Here is a 24,126-nt window from a genome sequence, read left to right on the forward strand (position 1 = left end):
TCACCCGTGGTGGGCCAGGACCACCCTGCCGCCGATCTCCACCGTGCCGTCCGGCGCGGGAGCCGTGAGGATCTGGGAGCCGCGGCCCTGTGTGATGTTGAGCGCGCGCCCGAGGTGCGCGCTCAGCAACAGGGCCGCGGCTCCCGTCGCTTCGTCCTCCACGATGCCATCGTCCCTGCGCGGAAAGGCCCGTGCCCGTACGCGCCCCGCCGCCTCCTCCTCCCACGCCCAGGCGTAGAGCCAGCCCTCGCCGGGCGGCGGTGCCGGGAGCGCGTCGACCTCGGCGGCCGAGGCGTACTGCGTCAGGGTGCGCGGCGGCGCCCACTCCGGGCGGGCGGTGATCCAGCAGAACTCCCCGTCGTGGCGGGCGAACACGTCGCCCACCTCCAGCTCCAGGACCTCCAGGTCGAGCAGCCAGGCGGCGCCGACGACGGGGTGCCCGGCGAACGGCAGCCGCAGCCCCGGGGTGTAGATGTCGAGCCGGCCGCGCTCGGGGTCGTCCACGAACACGGTCTCGCTGAAGCCGAGCTTCCCGGCGAGCTCCTGCCGGTCCGCGCGGTCGGGGATGCGGCTCCCGTCGCGTACGACACCGAGGGCGTTGCCGTGCCGGCCGTCCGGTCCGCAGAACACGCGGAGGATGTCGGTGCCGGCGGGTACGTCGTAGTCGTTCACGCCCGCATTCAAGCACCCGCCCGGGCACCCGCCCCAACGAGAGGGCCGGTACCCGGGCGGTGTCGTGCGGTGGGTCAGGCGGTGGTACGGCGACGGCGGGCCACGACGACCGCTCCGGCGCCGGCCGCCACGATCAGGCCCGAGGCGGCGAGCAGCGAGCCCGTGGGCACGTCGGAGCCGGTGGAGGCGAGGGCGCCCGAGCCGCCGACCGTACCGGCGCCGCCGACGGAGCCCGAACCGCCTGCGCTGCCGCCGCCGGTGGTGGAGCCGCCGGTCGTGGAGCCGCCCGTGGTGGAGCCGGTCGGGAGCGTGGCGTCCTTGTCGAGGGAGACCGCGACGGTCAGCGCGTCGAGCGCCTCGCCCGCCTGGTACATCCCGCCGAACGCCTTGGTGGCGCCGTCGGAGGTGAGGGTCGCCGGGACGCCGGAGAGGGTCACGACGCCGTCCTTGGCGGCCAGCTTGCCCGCGGGCAGCTTCAGGTCGGCGACGGCCAGACCGGTGTACGTGGACACCTTCTTGGTCGCGCGGTCCTTGGAGGAGACGTCGGCGAGGAGCGTGCCCTTGGAGCCGGAGACCTGGACCTTCAGGTGGGACAGCGACAGGTCGAGGGTGTAGGCGCCGTCCTCCTCGTGGCCGAGGAAGCGGACCTTCCCGCCGAACGTGGCCTTGAGCTTCTGCCCGGCGGCGTCGTAGGTGCCGGTGGCGTCGGGGAAGCGGTAGCCGCCCGCGGTGGCCTTGGCGCCGGACGTCGTCTCGACCTTGCCCTTGGCGATGGGGCCGGTGACGTAGGAGCGGAAGGACGCGCGCACGCCCCAGTCCAGGGTGCCGTCCACGATGTCGCCGGACTCGGCGGCCGGCTTGTCGGTGGCGGTGGCCGTGGGGCTGGGCTTGCCGGTCGGCTCGGTGGGCTTGGTGGTGGGCTTCTCGGTCGGCTTCTCGGTGGGCTTTTCCGTGGGCTTCTCGGTCGGCTTGTCCGTCGGCTTCTCGGTGGGCTTCTCGGTCGGGGCCGCGGCCGCCGTGACAGTGAGCGTGGCCGGGTCCAGCACCTCGCCCTCCTTGTACTGCCCGTTGAACGCCTCGGAGCCGGCCTTGGTCAGCGTGGCCGGGATGTCCTTGAAGACCATCGCGCCGCCCGTGCCCTGGCCCGGCTTCACCGCCGAGAGGTCGAGGGCCGCGACGGCGACGTCGTTCTGGGTGCCCTGCGGGGTGGCCACGTCGGCGGTGATCGCGCCGCCCGTGCCGGCGGTGGAGACCTTGACGTCGGAGAGCGTGATGTCCAGGACGCCGCCGTGCGCGGAGAAGTTGACGCCGCCCTCGAACGCGGTGTCGGTGGCGTGGGTGCCGGTGTTGTAGGTGCCCTTGCCGTTGACGAACGTGAAGACACCGTTGTTCTCGGCCTGCTTCGCCCCGTCCTTGACGGTGATCTTGCCGGCGCCGCCGATGTACCGGCGGAAGGACTCCTTGAAGCCCCAGTCCAGCGTGCCGTCCTTCAGCTCGATGGTCGGCGCGGCGCCCGCGGCGTTCGGCGTGGTCCGGTCGGCGGCGAGGGCCGGGAGGGCGAGTGCGGCGCCGAGGGTGGCAGCGGTGGCGACGGCTGCGGCGAGGGTTATGGGGCGGCGGGTGGCTGCCATGGTCGGGGTCTCCTCAGAGATGAACAGGGTGTACGGGGTGATGGGGGGACGGGTGGTGCGGGGGGGTCAGGAGGAGGCGTCCGGCGTCGCCCGGTTGCGGCGTACGAACACCAGCACGGTGACCGCCGCCGCGGCGAGCAGTCCGGCGCCGCCGAGGGTCAGGTAGAGCCCGGTGCGGGAGTCGTCGTCCTTCGCGGCGGCCGTGGGGACGGTGGCCGTCTTCGCCGCCGGGCTGCCGGTCGGCTCGGGCGAGGCGGACGCGTCGCTGCCCAGGTCGGGCAGGGCGGGGAGTTGGGCCTTCGCGTCGGTGGCCACGGCGAGCGAGACCGGGTCCATCGCGGTGCCCGCCTTGTAGAGCGAACCGAAGACCTTCGCGCCGTCGGCGGTCAGGGTGGCGGGGGCCTCGGTGAGGACCGCGAGGCCCTTCTCCGGGGCGAAGTCCTTGGCCGCGAAGGTGACGAGCGGGACGGACTCCGCGGCCTTGCCGTCGCTCAGGACGTCGGCGCTCAGCGTGCCCTTGCCGGACTTCACGGCGACCGCGAACCGGGACAGCTTGAGGTCGAGGCCGTCGTGCGCGGTGAAGCGGACGCTGCCCGCGAAGGCGGCCGTCAGGGTCTGCCCCTCGGGGTCGTACGTGCCCTTGCCCTTCGGGAAGCGGAAGAGCGCGCCGCCGTCCTGGGCACCGTCGGCGAGGGTCCACTTGCCCTGGCCGATCGAGCCGGTGACGTACTCGCGGAAGGTGCGGCGCACGCCCCAGTCGACGGCGGCGTCCTCGAAGCGGCCCGCCGTGGACTTCTTCTTCGGCTCTGCGCTCTTGTCCGGCCACGCCGGGGACTTGGAGGGCTGCGCGGCCGGGCCCTTGGTGTCCACGGAGAGGCCGACCGGGTCCAGGGGCGTGCCGGCCGTGTAGTAGCCGGCGAAGGACTTGGCGCCCTGCGCGGTGAGCGTGGCCGGGATGTTGGTCAGGGCGACGGGGGTGGTACCGCCCCGCATATCGATCCCGGACAGGCCCAGCGTGGCCAGCGGGACCTGGGCGGCGGTGGTGACGCGCCCGCTGCCGCGCTCCTTGCTGGTCATGTCCGCGTACAGGGTGCCGCTGCCGCCCTGGATGCGGACGGTGGGGCGGCTGATGGAGAGGTCCAGCTCGTAGGAGCCGTCGGACTTCTTGTGGCCGGTGAAGCGGACGCCGCCCGAGAAGCCGGCCCTGAAGGCGCCGGTCGCCGGGTCGTAGGAGCCGGTCGCGGAGTGGAAGCGGAACTGGCTGCCGCCGACCGTGGCGGCTCCGCCGGTCAGCCCCCAACTCCCCTGGGCGATCGGCCCGGTGACATAGCTCCGGAACGAGGACTTGATGCCCCAGTCCAGCCGTCCGCCCTGCACCGTGCGGCTCGCCGCTTGCGCGGCGGTGGCCGGGAGCAGAGCACCCAGCAGGACCGCGAGCAGCGCGACGGCGAGAGCGTGGGCAGGTCTGAACGGTGGCATGGAACCCCTCCAAGGGCTAGTAACGAAGGTAAGGCTAACCTAAGGTGTGAACATCCTGTGCCGGTACCCCCTTCCGTCACATTCCTCAGAGATCACCACCAACTGCTCGCCTTAGTACGAGCCGTAGAACGACAGGACGGTGCCCCGTGCGCTTCCCGCAGGACTTCGCCCCACTGGGCCGTGGCGCACGGCGGCGTACGCGCAGCACCCTGGCGACCGCCCTCGCGCTCGCCTCGGCCGTCCTTCTGGCCGGCTGCGGCGGTACGGACGCGCCCGCGGCGAAGTCCGCCGCCTCCGGGGCCTCCTCGGCGGCGGACGCGGACCTGATCGAACCGCTCACCGGCACCGCCGCGCCGGAGCTCCCGGTCACCGTGGACTCCGCGGACGGCAAGCGGACCACCATCACCTCGGCGGACCGGATCGTGCCGCTCACCGGCAGCCTGAACGAGATCGTGTTCACGCTCGGGCTCGGCAAGCGGGTCGTGGCCCGTGACATCACCGCCACCTTCGAACAGGCCGAGAAGCTGCCCGTGGTGACCCGGGCCCACGACGTCTCGGCGGAGAGCGTGCTGTCGTTGAAGCCGACCGTGGTCCTCGCGGACACCACGACCGGCCCGGCGGAGGCGATCGGTCAGATCCGCGACGCCGGGATTCCGCTCGTGGTGGTCGAGCCCGCGAAGGACCTGTCCGACGTGGGCCGCCGGATCGGGACCGTGGCCGCCGCGCTCGGCGTGCCGAAGGCCGGGGAGACGCTGAAGAAGCGGACGCAGGACCGGATCGACGCCGTACGCGAGTCGGTGCCCGCACCCGCCGACGGGAACGAGAAGCCGCGCGTCGCCTTCCTCTATCTGCGCGGCTCCGCGTCCGTCTATCTGCTGGGCGGCCGGGACTCCGGGGCGAGTTCGCTGCTGGAGGCGGCGGGCGCGGTGGACGCGGGCAAGGCGTCCGGGCTGAAGAAGGACTTCACCGCCATCACCAGCGAGGCCCTGGCCAAGGCCGCCCCCGACGCGATCCTCGTCATGACGAAGGGGCTCGAATCGGTCGGCGGGATCGACGGCCTGGTGAAGATCCCGGGCGTCGCGGAGACCCCGGCCGGGATGGACCGGCGGATCGTGTCGATCGACGACGGGGTGCTGCTGAACTACGGCCCGCGCACCGACCGCGTCCTCAGCGAACTGGTCGAGCAGCTCTACCCGGAGAGCGGTGCGGACCAGTGACCGCCTCCTGCCAGATCCCCACCAAGGCTGCCGGGCCCGAGGCTCCAGCGGCCCTGCCCCGGGCCCGGCGCTCCACCGCTTTCACGCTCACCGCCGGACTCGTCGCCGCCCTGGTCGTGGGCTGCCTGCTGTCCGCCGGACTCGGCGCGTACAGCATTCCGCTCGGTGACGTGCTGGCCTCCGTGCAGCACCGGATCGGGCTGGGCGGGCACGCCCTGGACCGGGTCGGCGAGAGCGTCCTGTGGAACGTACGGCTGCCGAGGGTCGTCCTCGCCCTGCTCGTCGGCGCATCGCTGGGCTGCGCGGGCGCCCTGATGCAGGGCGTGTTCGGCAATCCGCTCGCCGAGCCCGGCGTCATCGGGATCTCGGCCGGTGCGGCGGTCGGCGCGGTCGCCTCGATCGCGCTCGGACTGAGCTTCTTCGGCAACTGGACGATCACCGTCTGCGCGTTCGCCGCCGGTCTGCTGACCGTGCTCCTCGTCTACGCGCTGTCGCGGTCGGGCGGGCGGACCGAGGTGGTGACGCTGATTCTCACCGGCATCGCGGTCAACGCCTTCGCGGGCGCGCTCATCGGCCTGTTCATCTTCTTCGCGGACAACGCGCAGATCACCCAGATCACCTTCTGGCAGCTCGGCTCGCTGGCCCAGGCGACCTGGCCCAAAGTGCTGGCCGTCCTGCCGTGCGCGGCGCTGGGGCTGCTGATCGCCCCGTTCTACGCGCGGAAGCTGGACCTCCTCGCGCTCGGCGAACGGCCCGCCCGGCACCTGGGCGTGGACGTGGAGCGGCTGCGGCTGGTACTCGTGCTGGTCGTGGCGCTGCTGACGGCGGCGGCCGTGGCGGTCGCGGGGATCATCTCGTTCGTCGGGCTGCTCGTCCCGCACCTGCTGCGCATGGCGAACGGGCCCGGGCACCGCTTCCTGGTGCCGGGCAGCGCCCTCGGCGGCGCGCTGGTGCTGGTCGCGGGCGATCTCGCGGCCAGGACCGTCGCGGACCCGGCGGAGCTGCCGCTCGGGGTGCTGACCGCGCTCTTCGGCAGCCCGTTCTTCTTCTGGCTGCTGCGCAGGACCCGTCGCAAGCAGGGTGGCTGGGCATGAAGACCCTCCGGAACCTGTTCGCCCCGCACACCCGGCGGCTGCCGGTGCCCGTGCCCGCCGGGAAACCGTCCGCCGAGGTGACGGCCCTGCGGGTCCGGCTCGGCGGCCGGCAAGTGCTGGACTCGATCGACCTGACGGCGTACGCGGGCGAGGTGCTGGCCCTCGTCGGCCCGAACGGGGCCGGGAAGTCCACGCTGCTCGCCGCGCTCGCCGCCGACCTGCCCGCCGAGAGCGGGACCGTGCGCATCGACGGGCGCCCGGTCACCGACTGGTCCGCACCCGAACTGGCCCTGCGCCGGGCGGTCCTGCCGCAGACCGCGGCCCTCGCCTTCCCGTTCCCGGTGGAGGAGGTCGTCCGGATGGGCCGGGCACCCTGGGCCGGGACGGACCGGGCCGACGAGGACGATCCGGCGGTCGCGGAGGCGATGGCGGCCACCGAGGTCACCGGGTTCGCCGGGCGCCCCTTCTCCGCGCTGTCGGGCGGCGAGCGGGCGCGGGTGGCGCTGGCCCGGGTCCTGGCGCAGCGGGCCCCGTTGCTGCTGCTCGACGAGCCGACGGCCGCGCTGGACCTGCGCCACCAGGAGCTGGTGCTGCGGATCTGCCGGGAGCGGGCCGCCGCCGGGGACGCGGTGGTGGTCGTCCTGCACGACCTGGGGCTCGCCGCCGCCTACGCGGACCGGGCGGCCGTGCTGCACGAGGGACGCATCGCGGTGGCGGGCCCGCCGGGCGAGGTGTTCTCCGGCGAGCTGCTGGGCCGGGTCTACCGGCAGCCGGTCGAGGTGTTCCCGCACCCGCGGACCGGGGTGCCGCTGGTGGTCCCCGACCGCGCCTCTTGACCTGTGCATTACCTGTACGGGGTACGTTCAAGGGTCGGACGTGACCCGTCCGTTTCCGGGCCCGCGCAGTGAGACCTGAATCACTGCGCGGGCGGGTAACGCACAGGTAAGCCTCGACTAAGTTAGGTCCGCCTCACCCACCTTTGTCCGACCCTTCCCGTCTTCTTTCTTCATTCTCAAGTGGAGCCCGCATGCGAGCCGTTCGTTTCTCCGTCGTCACTGCCGCCGCCACCGCGGCCGCTCTGACCGCCGTCACGGGCTGCGCCGAGAAGAGCGACGGCAAGGGCGACGGAGCCGTCCAGGTCGTCGCCAAGGACGACTCCTGCGAGGTCTCGAAGAAGGAGCTCCCGGCCGGCCACATCGAGCTGGCCGTGCAGAACAAGGGCTCCAAGGTCACCGAGGTCTACGTCCTCTTCCCGGACGATCGCATCGTCGCCGAGCGCGAGAACATCGGCCCCGGCACCAAGGCCACCATCACCGCCGAGATCAAGGCCGGTTCGTACGAGATCGCCTGCAAGCCCGGCATGAAGGGCCACGGCATCCGGCAGAAGATCGAGGTCAGCGGCGGCAAGGCGGCCAAGCGGAGCCCCGAGATGGACACGGCCGTCGCCGCGTACCGCACCTATGTGCAGGCGCAGGCCGACGAGACCCTGCCGAAGGTCAAGGTCTTCACCGACGCCGTCGCCGCCGGGGACATCGAGGCCGCGAAGAAGGCGTACGCCAACTCCCGTATCGGCTGGGAGCGCACCGAGCCGGTCGCGGAGTCCTTCGGCGACATCGACCCGAAGGTAGACGTGCGGGCGGACGGCCTCGAGGACGGCCAGAAGTGGACCGGCTGGCACCGCCTGGAGAAGGCGCTGTGGCAGGACAAGAAGCTCGGCGCCGAGGAGAAGGCCCTCGCGCCGGTCCTCTACAAGGACCTGACCGACTGGCAGAAGCGCGTCGGCACCGCCGACATCACCCCGACCTCGATGGCCAACGGCGCCAAGGAACTCCTCGACGAGGTCGCCACCGGCAAGGTCACCGGTGAGGAGGAGCGCTACAGCCACACCGACCTGGTCGACTTCAAGGCCAACGTCGAGGGCGCCGAGCAGTCCTACAACCTCCTGAAGCCGATCGCGTCGAAGAACGACGCCGCGCTCACCACCACCCTGGACAAGCGGTTCGCCGAGCTGAACAAACTGCTTGAGCAGTACCGCGAGGACCCCTCCTCGTACGACTTCACCTCCTACGAGAAGGTCGGCAAGGCGGACCGCAAGGAGCTGTCGGACGCGGTCAACGCGCTGGCGGAGCCGCTGTCCAAGCTGGCCGCCGCGGTCACGAAGTAACCGGCCGGAAAGAGGCTCGGGATGAGCGACGAGACCCGCGAGACACCCGCCGGCGGCACCGCCCCGTCGCGCCGCGCCCTGCTGGGCTGGGGCGGTGCGGGGCTCGCGCTCGGCGCCGCCGCGGCCGGAGTGGCCGTCGCCGCGGCCCGCTCCGGTGACGACGACCCGGCGACGGCCGCGGACAGCGGCGCCGCGGTGCCCTTCCACGGCGCGCACCAGGCCGGGATCGCCACCGCGGTCCAGGACCGGCTGCACTTCGCCGCGTTCGACGTCACGACGAAGGACCGGGCCGAACTGGTCGCGCTGCTCAAGGAGTGGACCCGGGCGGCCGAGCGGATGACCGCCGGGCACGCGGTCGGCGACGGGGCGTACGGGGGTCTGCCCGAGGCGCCGCCGGACGACACGGGCGAGGCGCTGGGGCTGAAGCCGTCCCGGCTGACGCTGACCATCGGCTTCGGGCCCTCGCTGTTCGCGAAGAACCGGTTCGGTCTCGAAGGGCGGCGGCCCGAGGCGCTGGTGGACCTGCCGAAGTTCCCCGGTGACAACCTCGACAAGGCCCGCAGCGGCGGCGACCTGTGCGTCCAGGCGTGCGCGGACGACCCGCAGGTGGCCGTTCACGCCATCCGCAACCTCGCCAGGATCGGCATGGGCCGCGCCGCGATCCGCTGGTCGCAGCTGGGCTTCGGCAAGACGTCCTCGACCACGCCGGACGCCCAGACCCCGCGCAACATGCTCGGCTTCAAGGACGGCACCCGGAACATCTCCGGCACCGACACGGCCGCCCTCGGCAAGCACGTGTGGGCCGGGGAGGGGGACGGGCCCGGCTGGATGACCGGCGGCTCGTACCTGGTGGCCCGGCGCATCCGGATGCACATCGAGACCTGGGACCGCACCTCGCTCCAGGAGCAGGAGGACGTCTTCGGCCGCGACAAGGGCGAGGGCGCGCCGGTCGGCAGGTCCAAGGAGCGCGACGAGCCGTTCCTGAAGGCGATGCTGCCGACCGCGCATGTGCGCCTCGCCCACCCGGACAGCAACGGCGGGGCGACGATCCTGCGCCGGGGCTACTCCTTCACGGACGGCACCGACGGCCTCGGCCGGCTCGACGCGGGGCTGTTCTTCCTGGCCTATCAACGCGACACCCGCAAGGCGTTCGTTCCTCTGCAACGGCGCCTGGCGGCACACGACGCACTCAACGAGTACATCCAGCACGTGGGTTCGGCGCATTTCGCCGTCCCGCCGGGCGTCCGCGACAAGGACGACTGGTGGGGCCGGGCGCTGTTCTCGTAACGGGACTCGAAGCGGAAAGGGAACCGAGACGTGTTCAGCAACTTCCTGATCGGGCTGCGTGAGGGCCTTGAGGCCAGCCTGGTCGTCTGCATCCTCATCGCGTATCTGGTGAAGACCGGCAACCGCGACAAGCTGCTGCCGATCTGGATCGGTGTGTCGATCGCGATCGTCGTCAGCCTGGGCTTCGGCGCCGGTCTGGAGTTCGGCTCGCAGGAGATGACGTTCAAGGCGCAGGAGGCGCTGGGCGGTTCGCTGTCCATCGTCTCGGTGGGCCTGGTGACGTGGATGGTGTTCTGGATGCGGCGGACCGCCCGCCACCTCAAGGCGGAGCTGCACGGCAAGCTGGACGCCGCGCTCGCCATGGGCACCGGCGCGCTCGTCGCGACCGCGCTCCTGGCGGTCGGCCGGGAGGGCCTGGAGACCTCGCTGTTCGTGTGGCGTGCGGTGCACGCGGCGGACGACGGCTGGCATCCGATGATCGGCGCGGTGCTCGGCATCGCCACGGCGGTGGTGCTGGGGTGGCTGTTCTACCGGGGCGCGCTGAAGATCAACCTGGCGAAGTTCTTCACCTGGACCGGCGGGATGCTGGTGGTCGTCGCCGCGGGTGTGCTGGCGTACGGCGTGCACGACCTCCAGGAGGCGGAGTTCCTGGGCGGTCTGCAGAACCGGGCGTTCGACATCAGCGCCACGATCCCGCCGGACAGCTGGTACGGGACGCTGCTGAAGGGCACGTTCAACTTCCAGCCGGACCCCACCGTCCTCCAACTCACCGTCTGGGTGCTGTATCTGGTCCCGACCCTCGCGCTGTTCCTGTCCCCGGTAGGGTTCGGACGGTCAGTGGCGACGGATCAGAAGGCGCGGAAAGCAGCGGATGAGAAGTCTGGGGCCGGTGCGGCGGGCGACGGGCCTCGCGGTGGCGACGGTGCTGAGCCTGACGGCGAGCGGGTGCGTGACGGTGCACGGGGAGCGGGCAGCCGTACCGGCGGCGACGAGGGCTGAGGCCGCCCGGGCGCTGAAGGAGTTCACCGCCGCGTACAACGCCGCCGACAAGGCGTACGACCCGGCGCTGGACGCGGACGTGGTGACGGGCTCGCTCGGCGCCGTCAACCAGGCGGGGTTGAAGGCCCGGCACCGGATAGCGCCCACCGGCAACTCCCGGCACCAGCCGCTGAAGCTGACCGACGCCCGTTTCGTCATCCCCGAGAAGGCGGGCTGGCCGCGCTGGTTCCTCGCCGACACGGACTCCAACCGAGACACGGACGAGGGCGGGAGGAACAGCCGCTGGCTGCTGGCGTTCACGAGGACCGGCCCCGACGCGGGCTGGAAGGCCGCCTATCTGTCGGTCGTCACGAAGAACCAGCTGCCCGCCGTCGCGAAGGACGCCGCCCCGGTCGCGGCGGACGGACCGGGCCTGGCCGTGGCCCCGCGCGATCTCGGCACGCGGTACACGCAGTACCTCCAGCAGGGCGCCCCGGACGTCTTCGCCCCGGGGGCGGCCACCTCGCAGTGGCGGGACGCGCGGCTGAACACCCGGCGGGCCGGGTTCTCGTACCAGTACGCCGACCAGCCGCTGGACGGTGGCGCGTACGCCCCGCTGGGGGTGGCCACCGAGGACGGCGGGGCGCTGGTCTTCTTCAGCAGCAGGCACTTCGAGCGGCAGACCGCCGCGCAGGGGCTGCGCCCGGCGGTCGACCCCGATGTGGAGGCGCTGCTCACCGGCGAGGTGAAGAGCACGCTGACCAAGGAGCGGGTTTCCAGCCAGCTGGTGTACGTGCCGAAGAAGGGCGCCGGCACGGGCAAGGTGACCGTGCTCAGCCGACTGCCCGGGCTGACCTCGGCGAAGGGTTCGTAGGGGGCTTACGCAAAGCCCACCGGCCCCGGCTACCGGCGCAGCGGCCAGGCCACCGATTCGTGGTCGACCTCGCTCTGGCCCTCGGAGCCGACGAACCGCGCGCAGGCGTCCGTCAGGGTCTCCAGGAGCGTCAGCGGGTCGGGCAGCGGGTGCTCGGGGCCGCGCAGCCAGGCGACGTCCAGCTCACCGGGGAGCTGGGCCGGGGGGAGCAGGACGTAGCTGCCCCGGCAGTGCCAGCGCAGGCCCGGGTGCTCGTCCATCGTCTCGGGGTGGCAGTCCAGCTCGCACGGCCACCACTCGTCCTCGTCCTCCGGGGTGCCGCGCGTCGCGGTGAAGAACAGCATCCGGTCGTCGCCGGAGCGGGCCACGGGCCCCACCTCGACCCCGGCGGCGAGGAGCCGCTCCAGGGCCTGCTCACCGGCCGCCAGCGGGACGTCGAGGACGTCGTGGATCATGCCGGTCGCGGTGATGAAGTTGGCCTGCGGCTGGCTGCGGGCCCAGCGCTCGATCTGGGCGCGGTCGGTGGTGGACTGCGTCTGCCAGGCGAAGGAGAGCGGATGGCGGGCCGGGGTGGGACAGCCGATGCGCTCGCACGAACATCGGTAGCCGACCGGGTGGGCGGCGGGTGCGATCGGCATTCCGGCCTCGGCGACAGCCAGGAGCAGCGCCTCCCGTGCGGAGTCGTCGACCTCGCGCTGCTGCGGTTTGGGTCGTCGCCGCAGCCACTGGGAAATCTTGCTCTCTGAGCCGCGATTACGGCCGAAATCGGCGCCCATCTATCCCCTTGCCTTTGCGTTGCCCCTGCCCATGGTCCCACCATCCTGCGCCTCGGGTGGCCAGAGTCCGGAAGCGGGGTGGGACGGCCGATGCCGCATGGAGGGCACTATCACACGCTTTGTCATGAAAGAGCACGTGTGGTGACCGGTCCCGGGCGGGCCGCGTCACGCGCCCGGGGTCCGCGTCCGCGCGAACCACCCGTTCGGACCACAGCGCCGGGGGCCCGGACGGCGCACCATGAGTGCACGCACACACCCGTGCGACGCACCGGCCGCAGCGGCCACCAGCCGCCGCGACGATTCGTGAGGAGCCTGAATGCCTCGTGAAGCCACACCCCGGCACTTTCTGATGTGTGCCCCTGCCCACTTCAAGGTGACGTATTCCATCAATCCGTGGATGGATCCCAGCAAGCCGGTCGATCTGCCGCTGGCGCAGACCCAGTGGGAGGACCTGCGCGACCGCTACCGGGCCCTCGGCCACACCGTCGACCTGCTGGAGCCGCACCCCGGTCTGCCGGACATGGTCTTCGCGGCGAACGGGGCCACGGTGATCGACGGCCGGGTGCTGGGCGCCCGCTTCGCCTACCAGGAACGGTTCGAGGAGGCGGCCGCCCACCGCGACTGGTTCCTCGGCCACGGCTTCACCGAGTTCCACGAGCCGGACCACGTCAACGAGGGCGAGGGCGACTTCGCGGTGACCGCCTCCTATGTGCTGGCGGGCCGGGGCTTCCGGTCGTCACCGCTCTCGCACGCGGAGGCGCAGGAGTTCTTCGGGCGCCCCGTGATCGGCCTCGACCTGGTGGACCCGCGCTACTACCACCTGGACACGGCCCTGTGCGTGCTGGACGACGCGGCCGACGAGGTCATGTACTACCCGCCCGCCTTCTCGCCGGGCAGCCGGGCGGTCCTGGCGCGGCTCTTCCCGGACGCGCTGATCGCCGGGGACGCGGACGCGGCGGCGCTCGGTCTGAACGCGGTGAGCGACGGGCTGCACGTCCTGCTGCCGCAGGCCGCGACGGGGCTGTTCGACCCGCTCCGGGCGCGCGGCTTCGATCCGGTGCCGATGGACCTGAGCGAGCTGCTGAAGGGCGGCGGCAGCGTGAAGTGCTGTACGCAGGAGCTGCGCGGCCGGGAGGCGAATGGCTAGGCCGCGTCCTCCGGGGGCGGCCAGGCGTCGCCCCAGTCGGTGTCCCGGGCGGCGCGGTACAGGGCGCCGTGCCGCTTGGTGACCGTGTCGCGCCGCAGGCCCTCGTCGCGGGTGCAGAGGTCGAGGAGCACCTGCCCCTTGCGGATCTGGGGCCTGCGGACGACCCGGGCGGCCACGGGCAGGGGCGTGAACCGGGTGGCGACGACGTAGCTGAACTTCTCGTCCTCGTACGCCAGTGAGCCGCCCTTCACCTTCCGGTGCAGCGAGGAGCGGCTGACCCGGGCCGAGAAGTGGCACCAGTCGGTGCCCGGCTCGATGGGGCAGGCGCCGCTGTGCGGGCAGGGCGCGGCGACGGTGAGCCCGGCGGCGGTCAGCCGGTCGCGGGCCTCGATGATCCGGGCGTAGCCGCCGGGGGTGCCGGCCTCGACGACCACGACGGCCTGGCCGGCCGCGGCGGCGGCGTCGATGAGGGCGGTGCGGGCGGGGACGGTCAGCTCGTTGAGCACGTAGGAGATCGTGACCAGGTCCGCCGGGGCGAGGTCGAGGTCCTCGCCGATGCGGGCCCGCCGCCAGTCGGCGGTGCGAAGGGCGGACGCTCCGGAGGCGGCGGCCAGTTCGCGGCCGAGGGCGAGCGCGGGCTCGGCCCAGTCCAGGACGGTGGTGCGGTGGCCCTCCCACTCCCCCGCGACGGCCCAGCTCGCCGCCCCGGTGCCGCCGCCGACGTCGGTGTGCGTGGCGGGCGCCCAGTCGGGGGCGGCCTCGCGGAGCGCGCCGAGGGCGGACCGTACCGCCTCGAAGGTGGCGGGCATCCGGTACGCCGCGTACGCGGCCACGTCCGAGCGGTCGCGGAGCACCGGGGCGTCGGTGGGGATGGTGCCCCGGTAGTGGGCGATGAGCCGGTCGACGGCCTGGCCGGCCTGCTTGGGCGGCAGCCCGTCCAGGAGTCCGGCGAGGGCCGCGCGCAGGGCGTCCGCGGTGGGGAGGGTGGCGATCACCGGTGAATTGTAGGCGGGCGGGGGCGGCCGTCAGATCGCCGAGGGACGCTGCCAGGGGGTGTCTCGCCGGTCAGGGCCGGTCTGGCCGCGGCGTCTGGTGCGGTGCATCGCAAGGCGGAGGATTGAGACAACGCGGAGCGTTGGTGATTGACGACAACGCCGCGAGGTGCCGTGCCGGACGCCGCGGACCCGGTCATGGCCGGGGAGACACCCCCTGGGGGCGGCACAGGCCCAGGAAGCAGACGAGGGCTCCGGCCGCGCAGACCAGCTGGACGACGGCCATCGGGACCGCGGTCTCCTCGCCGGCGATCCCGACGAGCGGGGAGGCGATGGCGCCGATCAGGAACTGCGAGGTGCCGAGCAGCGCGGAGGCGGAGCCTGCGGCGTGCTTGGTGCGCATCAGCGCCTGGGCGTTGGTGTTGGGCATCGCGAGACCCATCGCCGACATCAACACGAAGAGCCCGGCGGCCACCGGCACGAGCCCGACGTCGCCGAAGACCCCGGAGGTCATCAGGAGCAGCGCGGTCGCGGCGGCCACGATGACGACGAGCCCGAAGGTGAGGGCCTTGTCCAGGCTGACCCGGCCGACGAGCAGCTTGCCGTTGATCTGGCCGACCGTGATCAACCCGACGGAGTTGATGCCGAAGAGCAGGCTGAAGGTCTGCGGTGAGGCGCCGTAGATCTCCTGGATGACGAACGGCGAGGCGCTGACGTACGCGAACAGGGCGGCGAAGGCGAGGCTGCCCGCGATCATGTAGCCGGTGAAGACGCGGTCGGCGAGCAGGCCGCGCATGGTGCGCAGGGCGTCGCCGATGCCTCCGGTGTGGCGCTCGGCGGGCGGCAGGGTCTCGCCGAGCCACTTCCAGACGACGAAGGTGAGCAGCAGGCCGACGCCGGTCAGCACGCCGAAGATGCCGCGCCAGTCGGTGAGCCGCAGGACCTGGCCGCCGATGACCGGGGCGATGACGGGAGCGACGCCGGAGATCAGCATCAGCGTCGAGAAGAACCGGGCCATCGCGACGCCGTCGTACATGTCGCGGACCACGGCACGGGAGATGACGATGCCGGCCGCGCCCGCGAGGCCCTGGATCAGGCGGAAGGCGATGAGGAGTCCGGCGGACGGGGCGAAGATGCAGAGCGCGGTGGCCAGCACGTAGACGGCCATGCCGAGGAGCAGCGGGCGGCGCCTGCCCCAGCGGTCGCTCATCGGTCCGACGACGACCTGGCCGAGCGCCATGCCGGTGAGGCAGGCGGTCAGGGTGAGCTGGACCGTGGCGGCGGGTGCGTGCAGCGAGTCGGTGACGGCGGGGAGCGCCGGGAGGTACATGTCCATCGACAGCGGCGGGAGCGCCGTGAGGCCGCCGAGGACGAGGGTGACGAGGAGGCCGGTGCGCCGGGCGGCGGCAGTGGCCTTGCCGGGAAGGGGTGCCCCTTGCGGGGCGGTGTCGGTGGTGCGTATCTGCTGGGCCCGGCTGACGCCGCTCTCCGGCATTCTCATCTCCATAGTTGTTGAATCCGGCTCTATGCTCTCAGCTCGGCGGGGATGGTCGACACCTTTTGGGAGCGTGCATGAGCAGGACTGTCCGTTGGGGCGTGCTGGCGACCGGTGGGATCGCGGCGACGTTCACCGCCGATCTGCAGGCACTGCCCGGTGCGGAGGTGGTGGCCGTGGCGTCCCGCTCGGACGCCTCGGCACGGGCGTTCGCGGAGCGGTTCGGGATACCGAGGGCGTACGGCGACTGGGCGGGTCTGGTCGCGGACGACGAGGTCGACGTGGTGTACGTGGCCACGCCGCACTCCGCGCACCGGGAGGCCGCCGCGCTCGCGCTGGAGGCCGGGAAGCACGTGCTGTGCGAGAAGGCGTTCACGCTGAACGAGCGCGAGGCGCGGGAGCTGGTGAAGCTGGCCCGGGACCGCGGGGTCTTCCTGATGGAAGCGATGTGGACCTACTGCAACCCCGTGATCCGGCGCCTCACCGAGCTGGTGCGGGACGGGGCGATCGGCGAGATCCGGACCGTGCAGGCCGACTTCGGCTTCGCGGCGGACCTGGGCCCGGAGCACCGGCTGCGCGATCCCCGGCTGGGCGGCGGGGCGCTGCTGGACCTGGGCGTGTACCCGGTGTCGTTCGCGCAGCTGCTGCTGGGCGAGCCGGACCGGGTGCAGGCGGACGCCCTGCTGTCGCCGGAGGGCGTGGACCTGAACACCGGGATGCTGCTGGGCTGGGACTCGGGGGCCAACGCGCTGCTGTCCTGCTCGATCGTCGGGCACCACCCGACGGCCGCGACGGTGATCGGGACGGCCGGGCGGATCGACATCCCGCACAGCTTCTTCCACCCGGAGGGCTTCGTGCTGCACCGGACGGGCGCCGAGCCGGAGGAGATCACCTCGGGCCCGGGTCCGCAGGGGCTCTCGGGGATGCAGTACGAGGCGGTCGAGGTGATGCGCGCGGTCCTGGCGGGCGAGACGGAGTCCCCGCTCGTCCCGCTGGAGGGTTCGCTCGCGGTGATGCGGACGCTCGACGCGGTCCGTGACCGCATCGGCGTCCGCTATCCCGTGGATGCCGTCTAGGCGGGCTTGAGGCCCGGGCGGCCGGCCTCGGTGACGTAGGAGCCGGCGGTGGTGACGGGGGCGCCCGGCGTGGTGACGGCGGACACCGTACGGAAGTCGGCGCGGGCCGCCCGCTCCTGGAGGGTGACGACGGCGTAGCCGCGGCGCCCGTTGTAGAACTTCAGGTGCGGGTTGGCCGCCATCAGGTTGTTGTAGTTGGACGGCTTCTCGGAGCCGTCCTTCCCGCTGGTGATGGACGTGGTGACGATCTCGGTGCCGATCGTGCGCGACGCCGGGTCGTCGAAGTCCCGCTTGATGTCGAAGCCGTAGCTGACGTGCACATCGCCGGTGAGGACCATGAGGTTGTCCACGCCGACGCGCTCGGCACCCTGCAGGATGCGGTCGCGGGAGGCCGGGTAGCCGTCCCAGGAGTCCATGGACAGCTTGAACGCGTCGGTGGGCACGTCGCGCCGCTGGGCGAAGGTGACCTGCTGCGGCACGACGTTCCAGGTGGCGTGCGAGTGGCGCCAGCCGTCGATGAGCCAGCGCTCCTGGGTGGCGCCGGTCAGCGTGCGCTTCGGGTCCTCGGACTCCGGTCCGGGCGTCTGCCAGCCGTCGCCGTACGCCTGGTCGCTGCGGTACTGCCGGGTGTCGAGCACGTCGAACTGGGCGAGCCGGCCGAAGCTCAGGCGGCGGTAGAGCCGCATGTCGGGGCCGGTCGGCCGCTGGGGCGTGCGCAGCGGCTGGTTCTCCCAGTACGCGCGGTAGGCGGCGGCCCGGCGGATCAGGAACTCCTCCGGCGGCACGTCGTTCTCGGGGATGTCGCCCGCGTAGTTGTTCTCGGTCTCGTGGTCGTCCCAGGTGACGACGAAGGGGTGCGCGGCGTGGGCGGCGCGCAGGTCCGGGTCGGACTTGTAGAGGGCGTACCGCAGCCGGTAGTCCTCCAGCGTCTCCGTCTCCCGGTTGAACAGCGCGGGCAGCGTGCGGTCGGTGTAGTTGCGGGCGCCGCCGGTCGCGGTGACGGCGTACTCGTAGAGGTAGTCGCCGAGGTGGAAGACGACATCCACGTCCTCCTGCGCGAGGTGCTTGTACGCGGTGAAGTAGCCGTCGTGGTACGCCTGGCAGGAGACGGCGGCCAGGGCCAGTTCCCGCTTGCGGGCGCCGGGCGCCGGTGCCGTACGGGTGCGGCCGGCGGGGCTCGTCCACTGTCCGGCGCGGAAGCGGTAGTAGAGGACGCGGTCCGGGGCGAGGCCCTGCACCTCGACGTGGACGCTGTGGTTGAACTCCGGGTGGGCGTACGTGGTGCCGCGCCGGACGACGCGGTGGAACCGCTCGTCGTACGCCAGCTCCCAGCGGACCTCGACGCGGGCGTCGGGGAGGCCGCTGCCGGGTTCGAACGGACGGGGCGCGAGCCGGGTCCAGAGCAGCACGGAGCCGGGCAGCGGGTCGCCGGACGCGACGCCGAGCGTGAACGGGTCCTCGCCGATCCTCCGGGCCTCCATCTCGCGGGCGCCGGCCGTCCCGGCGGCGGGCAGGCCGACCGAGAAGGCGAGCGCGGCGGCGGCTCCGGTGACGGTGAGAAAGCGGCGGCGGTCGGTGTGCCGGGCGGCGTCGCGCAGCTCCTGCTGTGGCGATGAGTGCGTCATCTGTCCCTCCCCTGACTGGTGGTGTGGGGGAAGTCCAGCGGCCCGGCGCATCCGGAGGCTGACGTGTTCGCGTCGCGCGGGCGTCGCCCGGATGAGGAGTGCGGCAGGATGGTGCCCCCAGGGGCAAACTCCGCGTTCGCGGCCAAATCCATGATCATCTACGCCGGTCGCGGCGGCGCGGGAATCGCCGGACCGGCGCGCGGAATCACCCCGCCGGGGCTGCGCGTACGCTGCGGCAGCATGAGCAACAATCTGTTGAATACCGCGGAGAACTCCCCGTCGAAGGTGGCGGTGGTCACGGGTGCCGGGTCCGGGATCGGCCGCGCGGTGGCGCTCGCGCTCGCCGGGGCGGGCTGGTCGGTGGCGCTCGCGGGCCGCCGGCCGGACGCCCTGGCCGAGACGGCGGCCCTGGCCGGGGAGCACGCCCGGGTGATCACCGTCCCGGCCGACGTGACCCGCCCCGAGGACGTGGACGCGCTGTTCTCCTCCGTACGGGAGTGGGCCGGCCACCTCGGTCTGCTCTTCAACAACGCGGGGACGTTCGGCCCCGGCGGGCCCGTCGAGGAGCTGGCGTACGAGGACTGGCGCGCGGTGGTCGACGTCAACCTGACGGGGGCGTTCCTGTGCGCGCAGGCGGCGTACCGGCAGATGAAGGAGCAGGACCCGCAGGGCGGACGGATCATCAACAACGGTTCCATCTCCGCGCACACCCCGCGCCCGCACTCGGTGGCGTACACCGCGACGAAGCACGCGATCACCGGCCTGACGAAGTCGCTGTCGCTGGACGGGCGTCCGTACCGCATCGCCTGCGGCCAGATCGACATCGGGAACGCGGCGACGGAGATGACCGAACGGATGCGGACGGGCACCCTCCAGGCCAATGGCGAACTCGCCGTGGAGCCGGTGATGGCGGCCGGTGACGTGGCCCGCACGGTGCTGCACATGGCGGAGCTGCCCCTGGAGGCGAACGTCCAGTTCGCGACGGTGATGGCAACGGCGATGCCGTACGTGGGACGGGGCTGAGGGGGCGCGCGGGCGCGCCGGATCCGGGCGCACGGTGCGGGCCGTCCCGGCCGCGCTGGTGCGGGAATGCCGTCGCCCGGCGAGCGGTTGAGCGGTTCATGAGCGACCTTCCCGAGATCCTGCGCTACACCGCCTTCTCCGCCGACCCCGAGGGCGGCAACCCCGCCGGGGTGGTGCTCGACGCCTCCGGTCTCGACGAGGCGGCCATGCTGGCCGTGGCGGCGGACCTCGGCTACAGCGAGACCGCGTTCCTGACCGGGCGGACCGAGGCGGCGGAGCCCGGTGCGCGCGGTTACGCGGTCCGCTACTTCAGCCCGAAGGCCGAGGTGCCGTTCTGCGGTCACGCCACGGTCGCCGCCGCCCTCGCGCTCGCCGAGCGGGACGGGCCGGGCGAGGTGGAGTTCGCCACCCCCGCCGGTACGGTGCCGGTCACCGTGGTCCGCGAGGGCGACGAGCTGCGGGCGACGCTGACCAGCGTGGAACCGCGCGTCGAGGACGTGGCCGCGGGCGACCTCGCGGAGGCGCTGGCCGCGCTGGACTGGCCGGCCGCCGACCTGGACCCGGCCCTGCCGCCCCGGATCGCGTACGCCGGGGCCCGGCACCTCGTGCTGGCGGCGGGCACCCGGGAGCGGCTGGCCGCGCTGGACTACGACTTCGCGCGCCTGGAAGCGCTGATGCACCGGCTGGACCTGACGACCGTGCAGCTGGTGTGGCGGGCCTCCGACGCGGTGTTCCACGTCCGCGACCCGTTCCCGGTCGGCGGTGTGGTGGAGGACCCGGCGACGGGTGCGGCGGCGGCCGCGTTCGGAGCGTACCTGCGGGAGCTGGCCCTCGTGCCGGAGGCCGCCGTGCTGACCCTGCACCAGGGCGAGGACATGGGCCGCCCCGGCACGCTCACCGTGACGCTGGGCGCGGGCGACGCGCGGGTGCGGGTGAGCGGGACGGGCACCCGGCTGCCGGACCCGGCCTGATCCGCGTTCAGGCATCCGGGAGTCCGGGACCGCCGGCCTCGCCGAGCGTGCAGGTGAAGACGGGCTCACCGTCCTGCACCGCCCGCACCCGCACCCCGCCCGGAGCGGTCGTCGCCTCGATCCAGCAGGGTCGGTCCAGCTCCACGTACCGGAGGAAGTCGGAGCGCAGGGTGACCGGGAGGAAGCCGGGCACGGTGGCGTTCGCCGCCTGCCGGGCCGCCTCCAGGAGCAGGATGCCGGGCACATGGTCGTTGGGGCGGCCGAAGAGCGTCGGGTGCCCGGTGTCGAGCCGCAGCGGCCAGCGCCCGGGCGCGACGGGGGGCGCGAGGACGACGTCCCGCTCGGCGGCGCGGCCCGCGGTGCGCGGCGCGAGCGCCGGGAGCGGGGGCGCGGCGACGGCGGCGGACCGGTCGCCGCGCAGGCGGCGGTAGGCGGCGGCCGAGGTACAGCTGATCCGCGAGCCGCAGACGGCGAGCACCGCCCCGCCCCGGCGCAGCACGAAGTCGACGCGCATCGAGGCGAGGCCGCTCCCCCGGCGGCGGACGTCGGAGCAGTTCACCTCGACCATGACGTCCCACGGGTCGTCGCCGAGCACGAGCTGTCCGGCGGCGGTGGTGTAGCGCAGCTCCCACATCACGAACGCGTCGCCGAGCGGCACCCCGAGTTCGGCGTGGCAGACCAGCATGGCCGCCTGCCGCATCGTTTCCGCAATCAGCAACGGGTCCTGGTGGCCGGCGACGGGGGCGAAGAAGCGGTGGGCGCGCGGCCAGCGCGCGGGCACGCAGAACCGGGTGTCGCCCAGCCGGGCCACGCCGGTCGGGAAGAGGTCCCGGGCGTCCGGACGGTGGGCCATCCGCCCGAGCTCCTCCCCGGTGACGCGTGAGGAGAAATGGACCATGGGGCGCCCCCGGGAGACTGCGGTTCGATGGGCCGGGTTGCCCCCGGCCCGGCTGTGACGTGGCCAGTTTGCCCCGGCCCGACCCACAGTTTCCAGCCACCCTCCCAGCAGCCTCTCGAGTCTCCCTGGAGCCGGGCCCTAGGGTGAGTCGGGCGACCGAAGTCATCCGTGTGACAGGAGTGCCTCATGTCCGTGCACCGTGTGGTCCCCAACATCCCGGTGGAGGCCGGGACGGACGCGTCCGCCCTGCGGGCCAACAGCGCCTTCTACGGCCTGCTCGGCTTCGAGGAGGTCATGAACCATGGCTGGATCATGACCCTTGCCTCGCCCACCCAGCCGGCCGCCCAGATCAGCTTCATGACCAAGGACGAAACCGGCCCGGTCAACCCGGACCTCAGCGTGGAGGTGGCCGACGTGGACGCGGTGCACGCCGCGCTCGTCCGCGAGGGGGCCGAGATCGTGTACGGCCCGCACGACGAGGAGTGGGGTGTCCGCCGCTTCTTCGTACGCGACCCGAACGGCCGCGTGGTCAACGTACTGACGCACCGCTGAGCCGCCGCACCGCCTCCACCGCCGCCTCCGCCCCGTCCTCCGCGACCATCCGCTGCGCCGCCTTCGCGGCCGCCTCCCGGTGGACCCGCTGCCGCACCACGCGGTCGAGGGCGTCGGCGAGGCGGTCGGCGGTGAGGGCGCGGAAGGGGATCGGCTCGTCGGCGGCGCCGATGGCGGCGAGGCGTCCGGCCCAGAACGGCTGGTCGGCGGTCACGGGCACGGTCACCGCGGGGACCCCGGCCCGCAGCGCGGCGGCCGAGGTCCCGGCCCCGGCGTGGTGGACCACGGCGGCCAGGTGCGGGAACAGCAGGGCGTGCGGTACGTCCCCGACGGTGAGCACGTCGTCGCCCTCGGCGGCCAGACCGGCGCTGCCGGACTGGAGGACGCCGCGCAGGCCCGCGCGGCGCAGGGCCCGTACGGCGAGCTCGCTGAGCCGTTCCCCCTCGCCGGCCGCCATGCTGCCGAAGCCGATGAGGACGGGCGGCGCTCCCGCGCTCAGGAAGTCCGCCAGCTCCGGCGGCAGTTGCGCGTCCGGGTCGTGGTGCGGCCACCAGTTGCCGACCACGCGCAGGCCGGGGCGCCAGTCGGCGGGCCGGGGCACCAGGACGGTGCTGAAGCCGTGCAGCACGGGCCAGTCGGCGCGCTCCTGGCGGCGGCGCGTGGCGGAGGGCGTGGCCGGGGGCAGCCCGAGCCGTTCGCGGAGCGCGGTCACCGCCGGGGCGTACAGGCGGTCGGTCATGCGGAGCGCGAAGCGCCCGGCCAGGCGGTTGCCGGGGCGGCCCAGGGAGCGGGTGCCCATGACGACGGGCGGGAAGTCGCCGGTTGGCGCGGTGGGCTGGAGGTACACGCCGATGCCGGGGGTGCCGGTGGCCTCGGTGAGGTGCCAGGCCAGCGGGGCGGTCGTGGCCGAGAGCAGCAGCAGGTCCGTGCCGTCGGTCATCGCGTCGGCGAACCCCTGGCCCAGGCCGGCGATGAACGCGGAGGCGGCCCGCATGAGTTCCCGCTTGCCGCCGCTCCCGCCGCCGCCCTGCGCCGGGTTGCCCGGGAGGGCGCGGAAGTCCAGCCCGGCGGCGCGGACCAGGGGCGCGAAGGTATCCGTCGTGGCGAGGGTGACGTCGTGGCCGGCCGCGCAGAGTGCGGCGCCCAGGCCCGTGTAGGGGGCGACGTCACCGCGCGATCCGGCGGCGGCGATCAGAATTCTCATCGGTTCTCCTCGGGCTCATCGGTCCGCCGGGCCGCGTTGGCGTGGACGGCCTTGCCCAGGTACGCGGCCAGGCCGGGGCGCTGCTGGGACGGCGGTACGACCAGCGCGAAGGCGCGTGGGTCGGCGGCGAAGTCGTCCGCGATGCGCCGGTGCATGGCGGGCGGGCAGGCGGTGAACCAGCGGGAGATGTGCAGCCGGTGCTCCTCGGCGAGGTCCATGGCCCGTTCGCCGTCGCTCGGCTCGCCGTCGTCGAAGGCCGCCAGCAGCTCCGCGCGCCAGGCCGTGGCCTCGCCCATGAGTCGCCGCCAGTCCTCCTTGGTGTGCGCGGCGGCCCGGGCCATCGACTCCCGCTGCCCCGGTGAGTCCGCCCACTTGAGCGCCGCCTCGGTGGCGTAACTCAGGTCGGCGGTGATCTCGCCGAACACCTCGAAGCGCTCCTGCGGGGTCAGCTCGACCCCGGTCCGCTCCACCTCGATCGCCTGCCGGGCCACCTCGGAGAGCCGCCGGAGCCTGGCGATCTCCGCCTCCAGCTGCTCCTGCCGGGCCCGCAAGTGGTCCAGGACACCGGCCCGCGGGTCCTGGAAGATCGCGGCGATCTCGTCCAGCGGGAAGCCCAGTTCGCGGTAGAAGAGGATCTGCTGGAGCCGGACCAGGTCCGCCTCGCCGTAGAGCCGGTAGCCGGCCCGGCTGCGCCCGCTGGGCGAGAGCAGCCCCGCCTTGTCGTAGTGGTGCAGCGTGCGCACCGTCACTCCGGCGAAGGCCGCCACCTGCCCCACGGAATAGCTCATCCACCCGCCCCTTCCTCGCAACCGATCATCGAGCCTGACGCAGGGGGAGGGTCAAGCCGCGCCCCGATCCGGGGACACCGGCCCGGCAGCGGGGCCCAGCACCGTAACGAAAGGTACATTTCACCCCCATGGGGGCGCCTTGCCGGGCCCCGCCCGCCCTCTGCGACCGCAGCCCCCGCACCA

General features: G+C 73.1%; 22 protein-coding genes. 12 read left to right on the forward strand and 10 right to left on the reverse strand.

The annotated features are described in order from the left end of the window. The 3 genes from OHS17_RS09440 to OHS17_RS09450 form a co-directional block, all read right to left on the reverse strand. Positions 1-672, reverse strand: a complete 672-nt coding sequence (locus OHS17_RS09440; RefSeq protein WP_330311798.1) for a PhzF family phenazine biosynthesis protein — start codon at positions 670-672, stop codon at positions 1-3. A gap of 74 nt (positions 673-746) precedes the next feature. Beyond that, positions 747-2,303, reverse strand: coding sequence for an HtaA domain-containing protein (locus tag OHS17_RS09445; protein ID WP_330311799.1), 1,557 nt, complete (start codon positions 2,301-2,303; stop codon positions 747-749). A 66-nt stretch (positions 2,304-2,369) separates the two neighbouring features. Continuing rightward, a complete protein-coding gene (locus tag OHS17_RS09450) occupies positions 2,370-3,782 on the reverse strand; it encodes an HtaA domain-containing protein (RefSeq protein ID WP_330311800.1) in 1,413 nt (470 codons plus the stop codon). A gap of 146 nt (positions 3,783-3,928) precedes the next feature. Here OHS17_RS09450 and OHS17_RS09455 point away from each other — a divergent pair, with 146 nt between their 5' ends. The 7 genes from OHS17_RS09455 to OHS17_RS09485 all read left to right on the forward strand — a co-directional run bounded on the left by OHS17_RS09455 (position 3,929) and on the right by OHS17_RS09485 (position 11,396). Beyond that, entirely contained in the window at positions 3,929-4,999 is a 1,071-nt protein-coding gene (locus tag OHS17_RS09455; protein WP_330311801.1) for a heme/hemin ABC transporter substrate-binding protein, read from the forward strand. A gap of 14 nt (positions 5,000-5,013) precedes the next feature. Continuing rightward, the gene (locus tag OHS17_RS09460) at positions 5,014-6,093 is read left to right on the forward strand and encodes a FecCD family ABC transporter permease (protein WP_443066164.1); all 1,080 of its coding nucleotides are present in this window, start codon (positions 5,014-5,016) and stop codon (positions 6,091-6,093) included. Continuing rightward, positions 6,090-6,929, forward strand: coding sequence for a heme ABC transporter ATP-binding protein (locus OHS17_RS09465; protein WP_330311803.1), 840 nt, complete (start codon positions 6,090-6,092; stop codon positions 6,927-6,929). The genes OHS17_RS09460 and OHS17_RS09465 overlap by 4 nt, the downstream gene beginning before the upstream one ends. Positions 6,930-7,120: 191 nt before the next feature. Beyond that, complete coding sequence (efeO, locus tag OHS17_RS09470) at positions 7,121-8,257, forward strand: iron uptake system protein EfeO (protein WP_330311804.1); 1,137 nt, start codon at positions 7,121-7,123, stop codon at positions 8,255-8,257. A 21-nt stretch (positions 8,258-8,278) separates the two neighbouring features. Next, complete coding sequence (efeB, locus tag OHS17_RS09475; RefSeq protein WP_330311805.1) at positions 8,279-9,544, forward strand: iron uptake transporter deferrochelatase/peroxidase subunit; 1,266 nt, start codon at positions 8,279-8,281, stop codon at positions 9,542-9,544. A 30-nt stretch (positions 9,545-9,574) separates the two neighbouring features. Continuing rightward, complete coding sequence (efeU, locus tag OHS17_RS09480) at positions 9,575-10,543, forward strand: iron uptake transporter permease EfeU (RefSeq protein WP_330311806.1); 969 nt, start codon at positions 9,575-9,577, stop codon at positions 10,541-10,543. Next, positions 10,494-11,396: a hypothetical protein gene (locus OHS17_RS09485; RefSeq protein WP_330315201.1), complete on the forward strand. Its 903-nt coding sequence runs from the start codon at positions 10,494-10,496 to the stop codon at positions 11,394-11,396. Before efeU ends, OHS17_RS09485 begins: the two co-directional genes overlap by 50 nt. Before the next feature lie 29 nt (positions 11,397-11,425). On the opposite strand, the gene OHS17_RS09490 is transcribed toward OHS17_RS09485, so the two are convergent. Continuing rightward, on the reverse strand, positions 11,426-12,172 hold the full coding sequence (locus OHS17_RS09490) for a bifunctional DNA primase/polymerase (RefSeq protein ID WP_330311807.1): 747 nt from the start codon (positions 12,170-12,172) through the stop codon (positions 11,426-11,428). Between the two features lie 316 nt (positions 12,173-12,488). On the opposite strand from OHS17_RS09490, the gene ddaH reads away from it, so the two are divergent. Next, complete coding sequence (ddaH, locus tag OHS17_RS09495) at positions 12,489-13,319, forward strand: dimethylargininase (RefSeq protein WP_330311808.1); 831 nt, start codon at positions 12,489-12,491, stop codon at positions 13,317-13,319. Here the strand turns inward: ddaH and OHS17_RS09500 are convergent. Together OHS17_RS09500 and OHS17_RS09505 are read right to left on the reverse strand one after the other, a co-directional pair. Beyond that, entirely contained in the window at positions 13,316-14,314 is a 999-nt protein-coding gene (locus tag OHS17_RS09500) for a small ribosomal subunit Rsm22 family protein (protein WP_330311809.1), read from the reverse strand. The two genes, ddaH and OHS17_RS09500, sit on opposite strands and share 4 nt — an antisense overlap. Positions 14,315-14,507: 193 nt before the next feature. Next, entirely contained in the window at positions 14,508-15,806 is a 1,299-nt protein-coding gene (locus OHS17_RS09505; RefSeq protein WP_330311810.1) for a multidrug effflux MFS transporter, read from the reverse strand. A gap of 77 nt (positions 15,807-15,883) precedes the next feature. Here OHS17_RS09505 and OHS17_RS09510 point away from each other — a divergent pair, with 77 nt between their 5' ends. Next, positions 15,884-16,882, forward strand: coding sequence for a Gfo/Idh/MocA family protein (locus OHS17_RS09510; protein WP_330311811.1), 999 nt, complete (start codon positions 15,884-15,886; stop codon positions 16,880-16,882). Here OHS17_RS09510 and OHS17_RS09515 read toward each other — a convergent pair. Then, positions 16,879-18,507: an alkaline phosphatase D family protein gene (locus OHS17_RS09515; RefSeq protein WP_330311812.1), complete on the reverse strand. Its 1,629-nt coding sequence runs from the start codon at positions 18,505-18,507 to the stop codon at positions 16,879-16,881. The two genes, OHS17_RS09510 and OHS17_RS09515, sit on opposite strands and share 4 nt — an antisense overlap. A gap of 240 nt (positions 18,508-18,747) precedes the next feature. Between OHS17_RS09515 and OHS17_RS09520 the strand changes: the two genes are divergently transcribed. Both OHS17_RS09520 and OHS17_RS09525 read left to right on the forward strand, forming a co-directional pair. After that, positions 18,748-19,530, forward strand: a complete 783-nt coding sequence (locus OHS17_RS09520) for an SDR family oxidoreductase (protein ID WP_330311813.1) — start codon at positions 18,748-18,750, stop codon at positions 19,528-19,530. A gap of 98 nt (positions 19,531-19,628) precedes the next feature. After that, positions 19,629-20,501 carry a PhzF family phenazine biosynthesis protein gene (locus OHS17_RS09525; protein WP_330311814.1) on the forward strand — a complete coding sequence of 291 codons (873 nt, stop codon included), beginning with the start codon at positions 19,629-19,631 and terminating at the stop codon, positions 20,499-20,501. Positions 20,502-20,508: 7 nt separating this feature from the next. On the opposite strand, the gene OHS17_RS09530 is transcribed toward OHS17_RS09525, so the two are convergent. Beyond that, a complete protein-coding gene (locus OHS17_RS09530; protein ID WP_330311815.1) occupies positions 20,509-21,354 on the reverse strand; it encodes a ScbA/BarX family gamma-butyrolactone biosynthesis protein in 846 nt (281 codons plus the stop codon). 231 nt (positions 21,355-21,585) lie between these two features. Between OHS17_RS09530 and OHS17_RS09535 the strand changes: the two genes are divergently transcribed. Continuing rightward, entirely contained in the window at positions 21,586-21,951 is a 366-nt protein-coding gene (locus tag OHS17_RS09535) for a VOC family protein (protein WP_018103449.1), read from the forward strand. On the opposite strand, the gene OHS17_RS09540 is transcribed toward OHS17_RS09535, so the two are convergent. Beyond that, positions 21,929-23,155 carry a glycosyltransferase gene (locus tag OHS17_RS09540; RefSeq protein ID WP_330311816.1) on the reverse strand — a complete coding sequence of 409 codons (1,227 nt, stop codon included), beginning with the start codon at positions 23,153-23,155 and terminating at the stop codon, positions 21,929-21,931. The genes OHS17_RS09535 and OHS17_RS09540 overlap by 23 nt on opposite strands. After that, positions 23,152-23,943: a MerR family transcriptional regulator gene (locus OHS17_RS09545; RefSeq protein ID WP_330311817.1), complete on the reverse strand. Its 792-nt coding sequence runs from the start codon at positions 23,941-23,943 to the stop codon at positions 23,152-23,154. The genes OHS17_RS09540 and OHS17_RS09545 overlap by 4 nt, the downstream gene beginning before the upstream one ends. Positions 23,944-24,126: the final 183 nt, after the last annotated feature.

Source organism: Streptomyces sp. NBC_00523, assembly GCF_036346615.1.
Lineage (GTDB): Bacteria > Actinomycetota > Actinomycetes > Streptomycetales > Streptomycetaceae > Streptomyces.

Excerpts from the sequence above, each read along its gene's own strand:
- OHS17_RS09445 (WP_330311799.1), bottom strand. The coding sequence starts at position 2,303 with ATGGCAGCCACCCGCCGCCCCATAACCCTCGCCGCAGCCGTCGCCACC.
- OHS17_RS09450 (WP_330311800.1), bottom strand. The coding sequence starts at position 3,782 with ATGCCACCGTTCAGACCTGCCCACGCTCTCGCCGTCGCGCTGCTCGCG.
- OHS17_RS09465 (WP_330311803.1), top strand. The coding sequence starts at position 6,090 with ATGAAGACCCTCCGGAACCTGTTCGCCCCGCACACCCGGCGGCTGCCG.
- efeO (WP_330311804.1), top strand. The coding sequence starts at position 7,121 with ATGCGAGCCGTTCGTTTCTCCGTCGTCACTGCCGCCGCCACCGCGGCC.
- efeB (WP_330311805.1), top strand. The coding sequence starts at position 8,279 with ATGAGCGACGAGACCCGCGAGACACCCGCCGGCGGCACCGCCCCGTCG.
- OHS17_RS09490 (WP_330311807.1), bottom strand. The coding sequence starts at position 12,172 with ATGGGCGCCGATTTCGGCCGTAATCGCGGCTCAGAGAGCAAGATTTCC.
- ddaH (WP_330311808.1), top strand. The coding sequence starts at position 12,489 with ATGCCTCGTGAAGCCACACCCCGGCACTTTCTGATGTGTGCCCCTGCC.
- OHS17_RS09505 (WP_330311810.1), bottom strand. The coding sequence starts at position 15,806 with ATGCCGGAGAGCGGCGTCAGCCGGGCCCAGCAGATACGCACCACCGAC.
- OHS17_RS09510 (WP_330311811.1), top strand. The coding sequence starts at position 15,884 with ATGAGCAGGACTGTCCGTTGGGGCGTGCTGGCGACCGGTGGGATCGCG.
- OHS17_RS09515 (WP_330311812.1), bottom strand. The coding sequence starts at position 18,507 with ATGACGCACTCATCGCCACAGCAGGAGCTGCGCGACGCCGCCCGGCAC.
- OHS17_RS09520 (WP_330311813.1), top strand. The coding sequence starts at position 18,748 with ATGAGCAACAATCTGTTGAATACCGCGGAGAACTCCCCGTCGAAGGTG.
- OHS17_RS09525 (WP_330311814.1), top strand. The coding sequence starts at position 19,629 with ATGAGCGACCTTCCCGAGATCCTGCGCTACACCGCCTTCTCCGCCGAC.
- OHS17_RS09530 (WP_330311815.1), bottom strand. The coding sequence starts at position 21,354 with ATGGCCCACCGTCCGGACGCCCGGGACCTCTTCCCGACCGGCGTGGCC.
- OHS17_RS09535 (WP_018103449.1), top strand. The coding sequence starts at position 21,586 with ATGTCCGTGCACCGTGTGGTCCCCAACATCCCGGTGGAGGCCGGGACG.
- OHS17_RS09540 (WP_330311816.1), bottom strand. The coding sequence starts at position 23,155 with ATGAGAATTCTGATCGCCGCCGCCGGATCGCGCGGTGACGTCGCCCCC.
- OHS17_RS09545 (WP_330311817.1), bottom strand. The coding sequence starts at position 23,943 with ATGAGCTATTCCGTGGGGCAGGTGGCGGCCTTCGCCGGAGTGACGGTG.